Genomic DNA, 15,990 nt, shown 5'->3' with positions numbered 1-15,990 from the left:
TCTCTGTGCAAAAAGCAGTAGCGGCGACGCTGGTTCTGGCCCTCACCATGGGCCTGGGTGCCTGCAGGAAGCAGGAGGCGCCGCAGAAAGCCGCCAGCGAGCCTGCGGCACCGCCGGCCGCCGCCGCACCGGCGACCGCCGCGAGCGCACCCGCTTCGCAGCCCGCGGAGGCGGCCACCGGCAAGGGCTTCGATGCGGCCAGCCTGCCGGTTTCCACCGCACCCCTGGGAGCCTTCCCGTACATCGCGCTGCCGACCGGCTACGTCACCGGCACCAAGCCCGACGTGATCGACTTCGACCAGGTGCCCTTCTGGACGGGCGACCGCCTGCAGCCCGTGGAGGGCCGGGTCTGGTCGGCGCACATCGCCGCCGCCCAGGGCAAGACGTTCTCGGATCTGGAGCTGTCGCGCAACATCGAGTCCGTGGTGGCCTCGATGGGCGGCAGGAAGATCTTCGAGGGCAAGCTGCCGAAAGCCGTGACGGACAAGATGAAGGAGTGGCCGCGGGACATGGTCTCGCGCTACAACAGCGGCCTGGGCGACATCTGGAACAACGCCGTGCAGGTCTTCGTCGTCCACCGCGCGGACCGCGACATCTGGATCCACCTGTGCAACTACGAGTTCGGTGGCGGCCTGCTCATCGCCGAGACCAAGCCCCTGCAGGTCACCGCCGGCCTGTTGCCGGCCAGCGAGTTGAAGGCGCAGATCGACAAGACAGGCAAGGTGGCGTTGCACGTCAACTTCGCCACCGACAAGACCGACATCCTGCCCGATTCGCAGCCGCAGATCGAACAGGTGGTGCAACTGCTCAGGCAGGACGCTTCGCTGAAGCTCGCCGTCAACGGCTACACCGACAACACGGGCGACGCGGCCCACAACAAGACGCTGTCGGAGGGGCGGGCCAAGGCCGTCGCTGCCGCCGTCGCTGCCCAGGGCATCGATGCGTCCCGCCTGTCGTCCGCCGGCTTCGGCGCCGCCGATCCGGTGGCGGACAACGCGACGGACGAGGGCAAGGCGAAGAACCGGCGGGTGGAGCTGGTCAGGCAGTCCTGAAAAATGCGCCGTCTCATTCCAGCGTCAGCTTCTGGGTGCGCACCACGTCCCTGTAGATGCCGAGTTCGCTTCTGATCTGCTCCGCGAATTGCTCGGGCGTGCCCGCAATCACGAGCGAGCCGGTGTCCTCGATCCGTTTCCTGACCGCGGGGTCCGCCAGCACCTTCCGGAGCGCGGTGCCGACCGTGTCCACGATGTCGCGCGGGGTGCCCCTGGGCGCGACCATGCCGTAATAGGCCATCCTGTTCACGGACTCCAGTCCCACTTCCCTGAAGGTGGGAACCCCCGGCAGCACGGCCAGGCGCTGTGGTGCCGCCACCACGATGGGCACCAGCCTTCCCTCCCTGATGAACGGCAGGGACGAAGGCAGGTTGTCGAGGTTCATGCTCACCTGGCCGGCCACCACGTCGTTCAGCGCGGGCCCTGCGCCTCGGTAGGGGATATGCGTCATCTGCACGCCAGCAATGCTCTTGTACAGCTCCATGAGCATGTGGGTGATGCTGCCCGTGCCGGTGGAGGCGTAGGCGTACTGGCCGGGGTGCTTCTTCAATTCATCGACGAAGCCGCGATAGTCGTGCCGCGGGAACCGGGGGTGGACCGCGATGACGTTCGGGGTCGCGGCGATGTTGGTGATGGGCACGAAGTCCGTCAACGGGTCGTACGCAAGGTTCGGCATGATGGCCGGATTGGTGGCCATCGTGGAAACGGTGGCGATGCTCAGCGTGTAGCCATCCGGCTTGGCGCGTGCGGCTTCGCTCGCACCGATGGTGCCGCCTGCGCCGCTCTTGTTGTCCACGACCACCGGCTGGCCCAGTGCACGTCCCAGCGGGTCGGCCACCACGCGGGCGATGATGTCGGTCGTCCCGCCGGGCGCGAAGGGAACGATCAGCCGGATGGGCCTGGCTGGGTAGGCGGCCTGGGCCGACGCGGAGGAGCCGGCGGCGAGCGCCGCGCAGCACAGCGATGCGAGCGCTATGCGCCGCGGGAAATCGGTGGGCATGGGAAACATCCTTTCATCGATGGAGAAACGGGGCGGTCGCTCATTCCGCTCGGGGTCGGCGGTGGACGATGTGCCGGGGGCCGAGTGCCGCGCAGGACGTCACTCCCAGCATCGCCAGGTTGCGATCGACTTCATCGCGCAGCAGGCCGATCGCGTGGGCGATGCCCGCCTCGCCCGCCACCGCCGCGGCATAGTTGAAGGGCCGCCCCACCAGCACCATGCGGGCGCCCAGGGCCAGGGCCTTCAACACGTCGGATCCACGGCGGAAGCCGCTGTCGATGAGCACCGGGTAGCCGGGCCCCACGGCAGCAACGACGGCTTCGAGCACGCGCATCGGCGAGGCGGCGCCATCGAGCTGGCGGCCCCCGTGGTTGGACAGCACGATGCCGTCCGCGCCGATGTCCCGGGCTTGCAGCGCATCCTCCACGCTGAGCAGCCCCTTGATGACCAGGCGGCCTTTCCAGCGCTGGCGGATCGCCTCGATGTGCGCCCAGCTGAGGTGGTCGCGCGCGGAGAAGTCGCGCAGCACGGTGGATGACAGGATGGGGGAGCCGCGGGTCGCGAAGGAATTCTCGAAATGCGGCATGCCGTGGCGCAGCAGGGTCCGCAGAAAGGTGCCCGCCACCCAGCGTGGACGTACCAGGCCGTCCCACGCCAGGCGCAGTCCGGGGCGAAGCGGTGTGGAAAATCCGGTACGGAGGTTGTTCTCCCTGTTGGCGGAAACGGGGATGTCCACCGTCACCACCAGCGTGCCGAACCCGGCCCTGGAAACACGGTCCACCAGCGCGTCGATGCGGGCCTGGTCTCCGGGAATGTATGCCTGGAACCAGGTGCCGGGACTCTCCTGCGCGACTTCTTCCATCCGGACCAGCGAGGTGCCGCTCATGATCGACACGATGCCGGCCTGGCGCGCCGCCCGGGCAAGCGCCAGGTCGCCCCGGTAGCTCGACAGGGCGGCGATGCCCATGGGGGCGATGCCGAAAGGGCTGGTGTAGCGTTGCCCGAACAGTTCCACCGCCTGGGAGCGCTGCGAAACGTCGCGCAGGACGCGGGTGGAGAAAGCGTATTCGTCGAAGACCGAGCGGTTGTCGCGCAGCGAGGCATTGTCTTCGGCGGCGCCGGCGATGTATCCGAAGATGGGCCGCGGCAACCGCCGGCGCGCGGCCGCCTCGAAATCGTGCAGCGCCAGAAGGCCGCGCAAGGCGGGGGGAAGCTTGGGGGAGGAGGAGGGCTCTGCGTAGGATGCCATGGTGAAACGCGCTTGCGGGCCGGTGATGGCGCGAATCTACGGCGGTGGCATGTTGAATAAAAGTGACTTATTTAGAATGTATTTGTTCGCTCTATGGAAAATGCATCACCGTGCCGCCACCCACCGTCAAGCAGCTCGAGGCCTTCTGGTGGGCGGCGACCTGCGCCAACTTCGCCACGGCGGCTGAACGTGTCCACCTGTCCGTCTCGTCGCTCTCCAAGCGCATTGCCGAGCTCGAGGCGGCGCTGGGACAGCCCCTCTTCGACCGTAGCGGCCACCGCGCGGTACTGACCGATGCGGGACGGCGGACGCTTCCACGGGCGCTGGACGTGCTCAATGCGATGGCCGCGCTGCACGAGGCCAGGGATGACGGCGCGGCACTCGCCGGCTCGTGCCGTTTCGGCGTGGGGGATCTCTCTGCGCTGACCTGGATGCCGGGTTTCGTGGTGGCGGTGCGGGCGGCGCACCCGCAATTGCACCTCGAGCCCGTCGTGGATGTCGGCGGCGTGCTGGAGCGCCGCCTGTCCGAGGGTGACCTGGACTTCGCCGTGATCGCCGGCCGCTCCTCGCGCAGCGAACTCCTGTCCCAGCCCGTGGGCGCCGTGCATTTTCAGTGGAGCGTGGCGTCTTCCCTGGTGCCGGGGGGCGCCACCGATGTTGCGGCCCTTTTGCAGTCCCATCCGCTGGTCACGCTGCCCGAGGGGGCGGGCACGACCCGCTTGCTGGACGACTGGCTGCTCGCCAACGGTGCCTCGGTGCATGGGCGCATCGCCTGCAACAGCTGGGGCGCCGTGGCGGGCATGCTCCGACTGGGTGTGGGCACGGGTATCCTGCCCGGCCCATGGGTGGACGCCATGGGCCTGCGCACGGCCCGCGCGCGCGTCCCTCTGGCACCCCTGCACTACGCTTTCCAGTGGAAGCGGGGCGACACGAGGGCCCTCATCGGGACGATGCACGCGCTGGTGCGGCAGTGCGTGGATTTCTCCCTCGCCCCGGGATTCGCCGGGATACCCCTCTGATGATCCGCCCGGACGGATCCGCGGCCCGCGGAAGGCCGCGAAGGCCGATGCCCCGTCAGGCGGGCTCGCCCCGGAACCGCAGCGCGGCCTGGCGGCTCACCTCGCCCAGCAACTGTTCGTCGCGCTGGCGGTCGCGCAGCCAGCGTGCGTCGTTCTGGCCGGCCGCGGCCTCGCTGCGCAGCAGGTGCAGCGCGCCCGAGGCCCCGGTGACCGTGGCGTGGCGCGCGATGTGGTCGATGGTCTGCAGGATGTGGTCGCGCAGTGGCATGTGCTCGCCGGTGGCCGGATCGACGTACACCGCCTGCATGCCGAAGCGGCACGCCTGGAAGCGGTTGTACGTATAGACGAGGTAGTCGTCCTCGCTGGGCGTGAAGGGCTGCTCGGCCAGGAACCAGGCCCCCAGCGACTGCACGAAGGCCGACAGCGCGGCGGCGCGTTCGATGGTGAGCGGCGTGTCGAATACGCGGATCTCGATCGTGCCGAACTCGGGCTTGGGCCGGATGTCCCAGTAGAAGTCCTTCATGCTCTTGACCACGCCGGTGCGCGTCATCTTGTCGAAGTAGGCCTCGAAGTCCTTCCAGGTCAGCACCATGGGGGCGCGGCCCGACAGCGGGAACGCGAACACCGAATTGAGCCGAGCCGAATCGAAGGCCGTGTCCTGCCCCTGTACGTAGGGGCTGGAGGCCGACATCGCGATGAAGTGCGGGATGTAGCGCGACATGCGGTGCAGCATGAGCAGCGCCTCGTCGGCGCTGGGGCAGCCGATGTGCACGTGCTGGCCGAAGATCGTGAACTGCTTGGAGAGGTAGCCGTAGAGCTGCGACAGCTCCTGGAAGCGGGGCTTGTCGTAGATGCGGCGCTCGTGCCATTGCTGGAAGGGGTGCGTGCCCCCGCCGGCCACGGCGATGTTCAGCTTGTCGGCGCTCCTGACCAGCGCGTCGCGGATCTGCGAGAGCTGGCCCAGCACTTCGCTGCCCGAATGGCAGATGCCCGTCGAGACTTCGATCATGCTGTTGGTCATCTCGGGCACCACGCTGCCGGGCAGCGGCTGCTTCGCCATGAGGCGCAGCATGTCCTCGGCGTAGGGCGCGAGGTCGTAGTTGTGCGTGTTGACGAGCTGCAGCTCGAGCTCGACGCCGAGCGTCAGCGGCTCGGAATGGTGGAAGGCTTCGAGGCTCATTGCTGCTGCTCCCGCTCTGCATTGGCGGCGCGTGTCTGGGGCGCCCAGGGTTTCGAACTCTCGCCGGCGCGGTAGATGGCCACCGTGGCGATCACGGCGCCGAGCACTTCCATGAGCAGGATGGTGGGCAGTGCGACGCGCGCGATGAGCTGCCCCGTGGAAGCGGATGCCACCACGAACTGCGAGGCGATCAGCAGCGCGATCGACGACATCGGCGTCATCGCGCAGCCCACCCACAGGGCCTGGCGCCAGCTGGCGCCGCTGCCCACGTTGCCCAGGGCCACGCCCAGGGCCTTGGCCACGAGGCGCGCCACGATGAGGGCCAGTACCAGCCCGGCCACGGGGCCGCTCCAGTCGGCCTGCGCGGCGACGGTGGACACCAGCACGAACATCAGCATGGTAAGCAGCGAGGCCGCGGTGCCGAGCTGGCGCGGCCAGGCCCAGGGGCGCGGGTTGAGTTGCTTGAGCAGCATGCCCGCCAGCAGCGCGGCGAGCGGTGCGGAGCCGCCCATGTGCGCGGCCACGGCGGTGCCGGCGGCGATCAGCGTGAGCAGCAGGAAGGCGGTGTTCTCGCTCGTCGGGCTCATGAAGCGCAGGGCCATGCGCAGGACCAGGGCCAGCACCGCTCCGACGATGATCGAGACACCCAGCACCACCATGACAGGGTACACGGTGTCCATGATTCGGGCGGCGGGCCGGTTGATCAGCTCCGCGGTGGCGCTGCCCAGGGTGAGCGCGTAGAGGGTGGAGAGCGTGGCCAGCACGATGGCCCGGTCCGTCACCGGGCCGGCCGCGCGGGTGTCCGCCACCACGCGTGTGAGCACGGCGGGCGACGCCGCCAGTGCCACCAGCGCCAGCGGCCCGGCGGCGCGCTGGGGCACGTCCAGCCAGAGCATGGCGTAGTACACCGCGAAATAGGTCAGCGCCGATTCGATGATGCTCTGCACGAGCACCATCGGGTTGTGCCGGAACCACCGCAGCGGGATGCGCCCGCCGGCCTCGAACAGCACGATGGCGATGCCCAGCTCCAGCAGGAACAGGCTGATGCCCTGCAGGGGCCAGACGGCGCCGCTGAAGCCCAGCAGCCCGGCGATGGTGCCGACGAGCGTGTAGCCCACCACCTTGGGCAGGCCGATGTGGCGCTGGAAGAGATAGCCGGAGACCGCCGCGACGGCCAGCAGCAGCGACCACTGCACCGTCGGGAGCCCGGCCGATGGGCGCAGCCATTGCGCCCAGAAGCCCATGATTTCATCCATTTGTTCTAGTCCTCGCATTCCCGCCCGAACCGCGCGGGGAGGCCGCGCGTCCCCCGGCCGGGGCCGACCGAATGTACCTGCTGATCCGGCAGGGCGCTGTAGGACGGGCACTCCCGGAAAAGGGGTACCGGGGCGGCCCGTTCTCAGGCCCGCGGCGCCATGCGCCGGGGCACGAAGAACTGCAGCGTGGCGTGTCGCAGGCGCGCGCGCAGCGCGGCGGTGAGCCGTGCGCGGTCCACGCGGGTGACGTTGTGGGCGCGCAGCGCGAGCCGGAAGGCGAGGTAGAAGCTCACCGTCACGTTGAGCGCGCCGATGAAGGGCAGCGTCGCGGCCGCCCACCAGAAGGCGGGCTGGTGCAGGGCAGCGGTACCCAGGGAGGTCAGCGCGGCGCCCAGCTGCCCGGTCGAGAGCGTGACGTGGCGCACGTCCAGCCCGAGGCCGAAGAACGCGGAGAACGCCGGCACGAGCCCGAGCATGAACCCCAGCGACACGTTTGCCGCGAAACCCGAGAGGTTTTCACGCCAGAACCGCGCCCAGCGCACGGCGCGCTCGCGGCCCAGCAGGCCGGTGATGCGCGGGTTGTAGCGCAGCGCCGAATCGAGCCGGTGCAGAACGAACCAGTTCTCGGCCCAGCCCGCGATGATGCTGGAGGCGAACAGCAGCACGCCCGTGAAGGCCGCGTACAGCAGCGAAGGCCCCGCCAGCTGCAGCGACTGCAGCACGTGCCGCGCTTCCGCCTGGTCGATGGCCGGGCTGCCGGTCGCCCAGGCAATGGCGAGCGTCAGGCCCGCGACGGTGGGGAAGACCACCAGCACGTTGCCCAGGATGGCGGCCACCTGCGAGCGCACCAGGTGGGTGACCTCGTCCACGAAGGACTCCACGGCCTCGGTCGTCTGCAGTTCCTTGAGCTTCGCGGCCATGGCCGGCGCGGTCATCGCCGGCTGCTTGGTGGCGACCGTGCAGTGCAGCAGCATGACGAGCACGAAGCTCACCGCATAGTTCATGCCGGCCCAGAAGCCGCTCCAGAAGGACGACAGGGCCAGCGCGACGATGCCGAACTTCATGAGCGTGGTGAACGCCATGACGAAGCCGCCGCCCGCCGCCTTCGCCACCATGGCGCGGTATTCGGCGCCGGTGCGGGTGATGTAGTGCTCGCCGGTCTCCGCGCTGCGCTCGGCCACCTTGGCTGCGAGCAGCGAGGAGTTGGAGGCGATCAGCGCGCGCAGGCTGCGCCGCTCCCGGCCCACGGTGACGAGCCGCGCCATGAGGCGTGCGGCGCTGGCGGCCGGCTCCGGCGACAGCAGGCAATCGAGCAGGTCGCGCACCCGCAGGATGCGTTCGCGCAGTTGCCGCAGGCGGAAGACCAGGCCCACCGAAATGCCGTTGTCCTCGAAATGCGAATACACCGTGGCCGCGGCGGCGCGACAGGCTTCCAGGCGCTCGCGCAGGCGCAGCACCGCCTCGTCCAGCCGGTCGGTGGTGCGCAACTGGTGCAGGACCTCGACCCGCAGGCTCTCCACGTCTCGGATCAATGCATGGAACGGCTGCGCGTCGCGGGCGGAGTCGCTCATGCGCAGCCGCAGCTCGGGCGCGAACCCGGTGGACAGGATCTGTCCCGCGCAGTAGGTGATGGCGTCCAGCAGCGAGTGCTGCCAGCGCGTGGCGCCGCCACCGTCCCCGGCCGGCGCCAGCACGGCCAGCAGCCGCGCGAGCAGCGCCTCGTCCAGCAGGGCCAGCCACTGGGCATCGAACTCGTGGGGCAGTGCCAGCATGAACAGCTCGGAGGCGTCGATCGTCTCCGGGCTGCCGGGCAGGAGTTTGTAGCGCAGCCGTTCCGCGACCTCGCTCGCGAGCGCGGTGCGCGGCGCGAACCCGAAATCGGCCAGCAGGGTGGTGATGTCCACCGTGCCGACCAGGGCGCTCCACCAGGCCTGCAGCCGGGCCCGCGCGCCGGCGTCGCTTTCCGCGGCTTCCACGAGGAGGGTCATGCGGGCGACGGCCTCCTCGGGGGAGCGGCAGTTGCCGCGCACCCAGGCCAGGCACTCGATGAGCCAGAGGTGCCGCCGCGCCAGCGGGGCGGACGGGTCCAGGTCGGCCAGCAGCGTCCCGGGCTGCGGGGCAGTCGGCCGTCGGGTCAATGCAGCACCCGGCCCGACAGGGGAGTGCTTCCGGCGGGGCCGCCGGAAAGGGCTTCCAGCACGAACAGGGGAATGGCGCAGTCGAAGCGCTCGCCGTCCTCGGCCACGCAGAAATAGCTGCCGTGCATGCTGCCGCTGGGGGTGCGCAGGCGGCAGCCGCTGGTGTACTGGAACGCCTCGCCCGGGCGCAGCAGCGGTTGCTGGCCGACCACGCCCAGGCCCTTGACCTCCTCAGTGTGGCCGCGGGCGTCGCTGATCGTCCAGTGCCGCGCGATGAGCTGCGCGGTCACGTCGCCGGTGTTGGTCACAGTGACCGTATAGGCGAAGCTGTAGACGCCGTCCTCGGGCGCGGACTGGTCGGGAAGGTATTCGGGCTGGACTTCGGCCCGGAACTGGTACTTCGGCATGGGCGCGATTATTAGGGTTTCCGGGGCCGGGCGGCCCGGCCGTTCCGTCGGCGGGGGCCAGGGTGCGGTGCAGGAGGCCTGCGGAAGGCGGGCTGCCGCGCCGCTGCTGCGACAATCCGGGCATGACCCGCCAATTCCGCATCGCCCCCTCGATCCTGTCCGCCGATTTCGCCCGCCTGGGCGAGGAAGTGAAGAACGTCATCGCCTCCGGCGCCGACTGGGTGCACTTCGACGTGATGGACAACCATTACGTGCCCAACCTCACTTTCGGCCCGATGGTGTGCCAGGCGCTCAAGCCCCATGCCGTCACGCCCGACGGCCGGCCCGCGCCGATCGACGTGCACCTGATGGTGCAGCCCGTGGACGCCCTGGCCGCGGCCTTCGCGGAGGCGGGAGCGGACTACATCAGCTTCCATCCGGATGCCTCCGCGCACGTGCACCGCAGCATCCAGGCGATCACCTCCAAGGGCATCAAGGCGGGACTGGTGTTCAACCCGGCGGCGCCGCTGGACGTGCTGGACTGGGTGATCGACGACATCGACCTGATCCTCGTGATGAGCGTGAACCCGGGTTTCGGGGGGCAGGGTTTCATCGATTCGGCGCTGCGCAAGATCGAGGCCCTGCGGCGCCGCATCGACACCTGCGGCAAGGACATCCGCCTGGAGGTGGACGGGGGCGTGAAGGTGGACAACATCCGCCGCGTGGCGGATGCCGGTGCCGATACCTTCGTGGCGGGCAGCGCGATCTTCGGCAAGCCCGACTACCGCGCCGTGATCGACGCGATGCGCGCCCAGCTGGGCTGAGCGCGCGTTGCGCAGCCGGGCCGCACGGACGTGCGGCCCGGCGTGCGGTCCCTTACTGCTGAGGCATCGGCTGGGGGGCGGGTTGCGTCATGGGCTGGGGCATGGGCGCCGGCATCGGGTGCGGATGGGGCTTGCCGTGCGGATGGGGGCGGCCCGGGGGCGGCATGGCGCCGGCAGCGCCGGCCGGAGGCGGGGGCATGGCGCCTGCGCCGGGTTGCGGGGTCGCGGGCACCTGGGTGGTGGCTTCCATCAGGATGCCGCCGCCGGCCACGGAGCCGTCCTGGGTGCCGGAGCGCACGCGCGCCACGCAGGCGTCGCGGTCCACGGGGGTCTTGAACACTTCGCAGCGCTGGAGCGCGTTGCGGCTGTAGCCATTCGCGGCGGCGTCCTGGGAGTCGAGCTGGCCGGAGCGGGCGGCCTGCAGCGCGGCGCCGGCTTCCTTCAGGCAGGTGTCGCGGCTCTGGGCGGTGGCGCCGCTCATGCAGGCCTGGCGGTCCTGCTGGTAGCGCTCACGGGCGCCGGCGGCGTCCGCGGGGGCGGCCTGGGCGGCGGCGCAGGCCGCGATCAGACAGGCTGCGGACAGGATGCGGGGTGCGATGGCAAAGCGATTCGGCATATCAAGAACCTCCATGTGTCGGTGGTGCCGGCCGCGGACGGACGGCGTGGGGTCACAGTTTCCGCGCCGTAGGGCGAAAACGGTCGAGCCAGCGTAGCCGCTGCGGTGCGCGTGCCGTGTCGGACGGACCAGACAATCGCTGTGGCCGTTGGCGCACGGCCTACACTCCGGGCAGCCCCGCCGGCGCTGATCGCCGGCGGACCTTTTTAACGCACCGCCCCGGCGGGCTTGGCGGCACTTTGGAGGATGGGGCATGCTGGAATGTTCCCCGGCGGCGCTGGTGGCGCGCGCCGATGCGGCGATCGTGGACCTGGACGGGACCATGGTGGACACCCTGGGCGATTTCGCGGAAGCGCTGCGGCGCATGCTGGGCGAGCTGTCCCTGCCGGGCATTGCCGCGGCGGAGATCGAGCGGATGGTGGGCAAGGGCACGGAGCACCTGCTGCGCTCGGTGCTGGACCACGTGCTGCAGCCGATGGAGCCGCAGCGCCGCGCCGCAGCGGTGGAGGCGCACTACCCGCAGGCATGGGAGGCCTACGGTCGCCATTACCTGGCCATCAACGGCAGCCATTCGCGCGTTTACGGGGGCGTGGCCGAGGGGCTTCAGGCCCTGCGCGCCGCGGGGCTGCGGCTGGCCTGCGTCACCAACAAGCCCGCGGCCTTCGCCGTGCCCCTGCTGCAGGCCAAGGGGCTGGACGGCTTCTTCGAGCATGTCTTCGGCGGGGATGCGTTCGCGCGCAAGAAACCCGACCCGCTGCCGCTGCTCAAGGCCTGCGAGGCCCTGGGAACGGCGCCCGCCCGGACCCTGGCCATCGGCGACTCCGTCAACGATGCCCGCGCGGCCCGCGCCGCCGGCTGCCCCGTGGTGCTGGTGACCTACGGCTACAACCACGGCCAGCCCGCCCGGCAGGTGGACGCGGACGCGCACGTGGACAGCCTGCAGGAGATGTGCGCGCGCTGACGCAGTGCAGGGCCGCGGCGGGCCCGGTGATCAGCCGGCCTTGCCCAGCAGGGCGTCCCTGAGCTTCCAGTCCGCGGGCTGCGGCCCGAGCCAGATGCCCATCAGCGCGTCGAAGAATTCGGGCTCGCGGAAGGGCTCGCCCTGCGGGACGCCTTTCACGGTAATGACCGTGCCGGTGCCGGGCAGCCAGTCCACGGTGAAGCGGTCGCCGGCCGCCAGCCGGCGGTGCGCGGCGAATAGCTCGCCCATGCGCAGCACGCCCGGCGCGAGGCGGGAGAACGCCGCCTTGTCCAGGTTGTCCTCGATGCCGCGCGCGAACAGCTTGCCCAGTTCCGTCGAGTCGATGTCGCGCAGCATGGTGATGGACAGCCGCTTCGGTCCCGGCAGCGCCACCACGTCCTGCAGCGTGCCGGCATGGCGCTCCAGGTACAGCCCCGCGGCATAGACCTTGAAGACGGCCTTGTAGCGCACGCCCGCGCCGTTGAGCGCCAGCGGGACATCCGCCAGCGTGACACGCGGCTCGAAAGCCACGCCGGCCACGGTGACGGCGGTCTGCGCGCCCGCGGGCGCGGCGCCGCAGGCGATGAGCCCGGCGAGCGCCCAGGCGAGGCTGCGTTGCCGAAGTGTCATGGCGACTCCCTAAAAAAGCACGATCGTTCTTTTTATTCTCGGCGCCCTGCCGCAGGCGACGCAACAGGGTTTTCGCGCAGGCCGCTTTGCTACACTTTGAGCCCATGTTCATTCACCACGTGGTCATCACAGGTCGCAGCGGCCGGGGAGCCTGGCCCTGGCGCAAGCCTGCCGCACCGAACCGCTGACCGCACCCGGGCCCCGCGATCCCGGCGTGTCCTCCGTGGCCCCCGCGGGGCCGAATGCAATGAACCTGGCGCGGTACCGGCCGCGGGCGCAACGACCGCCCGTGGCGGTCCGGCCGATCTGGAGCGATCTCCCGTGATCACCGAACTCGAATTCAAAAGCCTGGCCGGCGAAGGCTACAACCGCATTCCGCTCATCGCGGAGGCTTTCGCGGACCTGGAAACTCCCCTGTCCCTCTACCTCAAGCTGGCCCATGCCCGCGACGGCGGCCGCTACAGCTTCCTGCTGGAATCCGTGGTGGGGGGCGAGCGCTTCGGGCGCTACAGCTTCATCGGCCTGCCGGCGCGCACGCTGCTGCGCGCCAGCGGCTTCGGCGACCAGGCCCGCACGGAGGTCGTGACCGACGGGCAGGTGGTGGAAACCGGCCACGGCAATCCTCTGGATTTCATCGCCGCCTACCAGGCGCGCTTCAAGGTGGCGCTGCGGCCCGGCCTGCCGCGCTTCTGCGGCGGCCTGGCGGGCTATTTCGGCTACGACGCGGTGCGCTACATCGAGAAGAAGCTGGAATCGACCTGCCCGCCCGACACGCTGGGCATGCCGGACATCCTGCTGCTGCAGTGCGAGGAAGTGGCCGTCATCGACAACCTCTCGGGCAAGCTCTACCTGATCGTCTATGCGGACCCGGCGCAGCCCGAGGCCTATGCGCGCGGCAAGAAGCGCCTGCGCGAACTCAAGGACCAGCTCAAGTACTCGGTGGCCGCCCCCCTGGTCAAGCCGACGGAGAGCCACCCGCCGCAGCGCGACTTCGCCAAGGCCGACTACCTGGCGGCCGTGGAGCGCGCCAAGGAGCTCATCGCCGCGGGCGATTTCATGCAGGTGCAGGTGGGCCAGCGCATCCACAAGCGCTATACGGAGTCGCCGCTGTCGCTCTACCGCGCGCTGCGCTCGCTCAATCCTTCGCCCTACATGTACTACTACCACTTCGGCGACTGCCACGTCGTGGGGGCGAGCCCGGAGATCCTGGTGCGCCAGGAGCGCACGGACGAGGGCCAGAAGATCACCATCCGTCCGCTGGCGGGCACGCGCCCGCGCGGCGCCACGCCCGAGAAGGACAAGGCGGCCGAGGTCGAGCTGGTGAACGACCCGAAGGAGCGGGCCGAACACGTGATGCTCATCGACCTCGCGCGCAACGACATCGGGCGCATCGCCCGCACCGGCACCGTGAAAGTGACGGAGGCCTTCGCGGTGGAGCGCTACAGCCACGTGATGCACATCGTGAGCAATGTGGAAGGCCTGCTGAACGAAGGCATGACCAGCATGGACGTGCTCAAGGCGACATTCCCCGCCGGCACGCTCACCGGCGCGCCCAAGGTGCATGCGATGGAGCTCATCGACCGGCTCGAGCCCACCAAGCGGGGGCTGTACGGCGGCGCCTGCGGCTACCTCAGCTACGCGGGCGACATGGACGTGGCCATCGCCATCCGCACCGGCATCGTGAAGGACGGGACGCTCTACGTGCAGGCCGCGGCCGGCGTGGTGGCGGACTCGGTCCCCGAGCTGGAATGGAAGGAAACGGAACACAAGGCCCGCGCCCTGCTGCGCGCGGCCGAACTCGTCGAAGAAGGACTGGAATGACCCGCGCCATCGAAAAGACCCGCAGTTGCAGCAGCATGGCGGAGGTGCGCGAGCGCATCGATGCGCTCGACGACATCCTCGTGCCGCTGCTGGTGGAGCGGGGCGGCTACATGACGCAGGCGGCGCGCAACAAGCGCGAGGCCTCCCAGGTGCGCGACGAAGGGCGCATCGAGTTCATCGTGCGGCGGGTGCGCGAGCGCGCGCTGGCCGAAGGGGGGGAGCCCGATGTGATCGAGGCGATCTACCGCGGCATGATGGAAGCCTACATCGCCTACGAGCACCGCGAGTTCGACCGGATGGTCGCCGCGGGCGAGAAGGCGGGTGCAAAGGCGGACAGCGAGGCGGACGGCAGGCCGGCCTGACCGCAATTTCTGCCCGCCGGCACGCCCGGGCCGGGCGCGGGGCGCTCAGTGCCGCATCGACGACAGCTTGAAGGCATTCGCCAGGGTGGAGCGGTTGCTGATGCCCCAGCGGGAGGCGACGTCCAGCATGTGGACGCGGCCGCCCGTGGCGCTGGCCTCTTCCATCTCCCCTTCGATGCGCCGCACGCGTTCGCGCCGGATCAGTTCCGCGGGGGTCATGCCCAGGTGGTTGCGGAACGCCAGCTGCAGTGCGCGCTCGGTGACGCCGAGCCGGCCGGCGATCTCGCGCACCGAGAGGTTGGGGTCGTGCAGGTTCTCGATGATGTAGCGGTAGGCGGCGCGGTAGCGCGGAGGCAGGCGCAGGCCCACGGTGTCCTGCGGGGCGTTGCTGGCGGGCGTGTCCATCCTCTGCAGGGCCGCGTGGTGCACCACGCGCATGGCCTGCGCCACATGGCGCTTGTACTGCCGCAGCGACTCGCCGAGACGGCCTTCGCTCATGTGGATTTTCGACAGGCAGTATTGGATGTCCGAGGCCAGGGGGTGGTGTTCGATCTCGCGCTCGCCGCCGGCCAGCGGCATGATCGCTTCGCGGGCCGCAGGAATGGCGCGGTCTGCCAGCAGGGCGAGGCAACCCTCGACCCGGGCTTCCGCGTCGATGCCCGAGATGCCATGCTGGCGCAGCCAGCGCCCGAAGCCGGCAACGGCTTCCTGGCGGCCTGAAGGATCGCCGGCATGTATGCCGGCCAGGTACCCAAGCCGGGCGCGCAGCAAGGCGGGCGTGCCGGGAGTGGATTCCAGGGTGCGCAGTTCGGCGGCGAGGGCCTCGCCGGACAGGCGCTCGCGGCCCAGTTCCTGCGCGGCCTCGGCGAAGGCGTGGTCCGACAGCTCTTCGCTGTGCAGCAGTTCCACGCGTGAAAGGATTTCGAGCCGGATGGCTGCGGCGTGGAGCGCGAGGGAGGCCGCTGCCTCCTCCGATTCACACAGTGACTGCGCGCGCTGGGCCGCCACCAGTGCCGAGGCGTGCTGGCCCTGGGCCTGCAGCGACAGGGCGAGCCCGCAGCAGGCTTCCACGCGCAGCGGGGCGGGAACGTCGTGGTCATTGGCCACGATGGCCCAGCAGGCGGCGGCCCGGGCGGGCTTGCGCAGGTGCTGGAACATCCAGGCCTGGTCCAGCGCGGAATGCCAGCGCACCATGCTGCGCGAGACGGCGTCGTAGGCCTTGAGTTGCTGGTGGAAGACATCGCTCGCGAGCTCTTCCTGTCCGATCAGCAGCAGGGTGCGCCCGAGCAGGGCACCTTCTTCCACGGGGCTCGCATCGCGGGACTGTCCGCGTTCCAGGCGCCGGCGGCCCATCGCGGCGGCCTCCTTGACCTGCAGATTCTGGAGCAGCTGGGTGAGCGCCTGCGCTCCGTGGCCGATGCGATGGCAGGAAAGAGAGAGCAGAGAAAGGAGCATGTCGATCGTCGCGGCCCCCGCCGCGCCCCATGTGGTTTGGA

15 protein-coding genes are annotated in these 15,990 nt (G+C 70.0%); 6 read left to right on the top strand and 9 right to left on the bottom strand.

Annotation, left to right across the window (positions count from 1 at the left end; all coding sequences use genetic code 11):
• Nucleotides 1–5: 5 nt before the first annotated feature.
• Entirely contained in the window at nt 6–1,052 is a 1,047-nt protein-coding gene (locus T336_RS0118890) for an OmpA family protein (protein ID WP_244883989.1), read from the top strand.
• Between the two features lie 13 nt (nt 1,053–1,065).
• Here the strand turns inward: T336_RS0118890 and T336_RS0118885 are convergent, their stop codons facing one another.
• Both T336_RS0118885 and T336_RS0118880 read right to left on the bottom strand, forming a co-directional pair.
• Nucleotides 1,066–2,052: a tripartite tricarboxylate transporter substrate binding protein BugE gene (locus T336_RS0118885; RefSeq protein ID WP_035226559.1), complete on the bottom strand. Its 987-nt coding sequence runs from the start codon at nt 2,050–2,052 to the stop codon at nt 1,066–1,068.
• 40 nt (nt 2,053–2,092) lie between these two features.
• On the bottom strand, nt 2,093–3,301 hold the full coding sequence (locus T336_RS0118880; RefSeq protein ID WP_026433716.1) for an alpha-hydroxy acid oxidase: 1,209 nt from the start codon (nt 3,299–3,301) through the stop codon (nt 2,093–2,095).
• A 110-nt stretch (nt 3,302–3,411) separates the two neighbouring features.
• On the opposite strand from T336_RS0118880, the gene T336_RS0118875 reads away from it, so the two are divergent.
• A complete protein-coding gene (locus tag T336_RS0118875) occupies nt 3,412–4,320 on the top strand; it encodes a LysR family transcriptional regulator (RefSeq protein WP_026433715.1) in 909 nt (302 codons plus the stop codon).
• Nucleotides 4,321–4,375: 55 nt separating this feature from the next.
• Here T336_RS0118875 and T336_RS0118870 read toward each other — a convergent pair whose 3' ends face one another.
• The 4 genes from T336_RS0118870 to apaG form a co-directional block, all read right to left on the bottom strand.
• Nucleotides 4,376–5,500, bottom strand: a complete 1,125-nt coding sequence (locus T336_RS0118870) for a YbdK family carboxylate-amine ligase (protein ID WP_013592993.1) — start codon at nt 5,498–5,500, stop codon at nt 4,376–4,378.
• Nucleotides 5,497–6,756: a cation:proton antiporter gene (locus T336_RS0118865; RefSeq protein WP_026433714.1), complete on the bottom strand. Its 1,260-nt coding sequence runs from the start codon at nt 6,754–6,756 to the stop codon at nt 5,497–5,499. Before T336_RS0118865 ends, T336_RS0118870 begins: the two co-directional genes overlap by 4 nt.
• Nucleotides 6,757–6,899: 143 nt before the next feature.
• Entirely contained in the window at nt 6,900–8,894 is a 1,995-nt protein-coding gene (tlpB, locus tag T336_RS0118860) for a transporter-like protein TlpB (RefSeq protein WP_019699776.1), read from the bottom strand.
• Nucleotides 8,891–9,301 (bottom strand): Co2+/Mg2+ efflux facilitator ApaG/CorD, encoded by a 411-nt coding sequence (apaG, locus tag T336_RS0118855; RefSeq protein ID WP_019699777.1) that lies wholly within the window; start codon nt 9,299–9,301, stop codon nt 8,891–8,893. Before apaG ends, tlpB begins: the two co-directional genes overlap by 4 nt.
• A 122-nt stretch (nt 9,302–9,423) precedes the next feature.
• On the opposite strand from apaG, the gene rpe reads away from it, so the two are divergent.
• Complete coding sequence (gene rpe / locus T336_RS0118850; RefSeq protein ID WP_026433713.1) at nt 9,424–10,104, top strand: ribulose-phosphate 3-epimerase; 681 nt, start codon at nt 9,424–9,426, stop codon at nt 10,102–10,104.
• Nucleotides 10,105–10,156: 52 nt separating this feature from the next.
• On the opposite strand, the gene T336_RS0118845 is transcribed toward rpe, so the two are convergent.
• Nucleotides 10,157–10,720, bottom strand: a complete 564-nt coding sequence (locus tag T336_RS0118845) for a hypothetical protein (RefSeq protein ID WP_019699779.1) — start codon at nt 10,718–10,720, stop codon at nt 10,157–10,159.
• A gap of 253 nt (nt 10,721–10,973) precedes the next feature.
• Between T336_RS0118845 and gph the strand changes: the two genes are divergently transcribed.
• Nucleotides 10,974–11,681 (top strand): phosphoglycolate phosphatase, encoded by a 708-nt coding sequence (gene gph, locus T336_RS0118840; RefSeq protein ID WP_026433712.1) that lies wholly within the window; start codon nt 10,974–10,976, stop codon nt 11,679–11,681.
• Nucleotides 11,682–11,711: 30 nt separating this feature from the next.
• Here the strand turns inward: gph and T336_RS0118835 are convergent, their stop codons facing one another.
• Nucleotides 11,712–12,311 carry a chalcone isomerase family protein gene (locus tag T336_RS0118835; RefSeq protein ID WP_026433711.1) on the bottom strand — a complete coding sequence of 200 codons (600 nt, stop codon included), beginning with the start codon at nt 12,309–12,311 and terminating at the stop codon, nt 11,712–11,714.
• A 321-nt stretch (nt 12,312–12,632) separates the two neighbouring features.
• On the opposite strand from T336_RS0118835, the gene trpE reads away from it, so the two are divergent.
• Nucleotides 12,633–14,132, top strand: coding sequence for an anthranilate synthase component I (gene trpE, locus T336_RS0118830; RefSeq protein WP_019699782.1), 1,500 nt, complete (start codon nt 12,633–12,635; stop codon nt 14,130–14,132).
• On the top strand, nt 14,129–14,494 hold the full coding sequence (locus T336_RS0118825; RefSeq protein ID WP_019699783.1) for a chorismate mutase: 366 nt from the start codon (nt 14,129–14,131) through the stop codon (nt 14,492–14,494). Before trpE ends, T336_RS0118825 begins: the two co-directional genes overlap by 4 nt.
• Nucleotides 14,495–14,539: 45 nt before the next feature.
• On the opposite strand, the gene T336_RS0118820 is transcribed toward T336_RS0118825, so the two are convergent.
• Nucleotides 14,540–15,949: a helix-turn-helix transcriptional regulator gene (locus T336_RS0118820; RefSeq protein WP_237711345.1), complete on the bottom strand. Its 1,410-nt coding sequence runs from the start codon at nt 15,947–15,949 to the stop codon at nt 14,540–14,542.
• Between the last annotated feature and the right edge of the window lie 41 nt (nt 15,950–15,990).

The sequence above is a fragment of the Paracidovorax oryzae ATCC 19882 genome (assembly GCF_000687165.1).
Lineage (GTDB): Bacteria > Pseudomonadota > Gammaproteobacteria > Burkholderiales > Burkholderiaceae_C > Paracidovorax > Paracidovorax oryzae.
Note: the sequence above shows the minus strand (reverse complement) of the source record. Positions and strands in the feature narration are given on the sequence as shown.

Coding starts and splice junctions, on each gene's coding strand:
- apaG (WP_019699777.1), bottom strand. CDS start 9,301: ATGCCGAAGTACCAGTTCCGGGCCGAAGTCCAGCCCGAATACCTTCCC.
- rpe (WP_026433713.1), top strand. CDS start 9,424: ATGACCCGCCAATTCCGCATCGCCCCCTCGATCCTGTCCGCCGATTTC.
- T336_RS0118880 (WP_026433716.1), bottom strand. CDS start 3,301: ATGGCATCCTACGCAGAGCCCTCCTCCTCCCCCAAGCTTCCCCCCGCC.
- T336_RS0118845 (WP_019699779.1), bottom strand. CDS start 10,720: ATGCCGAATCGCTTTGCCATCGCACCCCGCATCCTGTCCGCAGCCTGT.
- T336_RS0118885 (WP_035226559.1), bottom strand. CDS start 2,052: ATGCCCACCGATTTCCCGCGGCGCATAGCGCTCGCATCGCTGTGCTGC.
- T336_RS0118870 (WP_013592993.1), bottom strand. CDS start 5,500: ATGAGCCTCGAAGCCTTCCACCATTCCGAGCCGCTGACGCTCGGCGTC.
- T336_RS0118825 (WP_019699783.1), top strand. CDS start 14,129: ATGACCCGCGCCATCGAAAAGACCCGCAGTTGCAGCAGCATGGCGGAG.
- T336_RS0118820 (WP_237711345.1), bottom strand. CDS start 15,949: ATGCTCCTTTCTCTGCTCTCTCTTTCCTGCCATCGCATCGGCCACGGA.
- T336_RS0118865 (WP_026433714.1), bottom strand. CDS start 6,756: ATGGATGAAATCATGGGCTTCTGGGCGCAATGGCTGCGCCCATCGGCC.
- gph (WP_026433712.1), top strand. CDS start 10,974: ATGCTGGAATGTTCCCCGGCGGCGCTGGTGGCGCGCGCCGATGCGGCG.
- T336_RS0118835 (WP_026433711.1), bottom strand. CDS start 12,311: ATGACACTTCGGCAACGCAGCCTCGCCTGGGCGCTCGCCGGGCTCATC.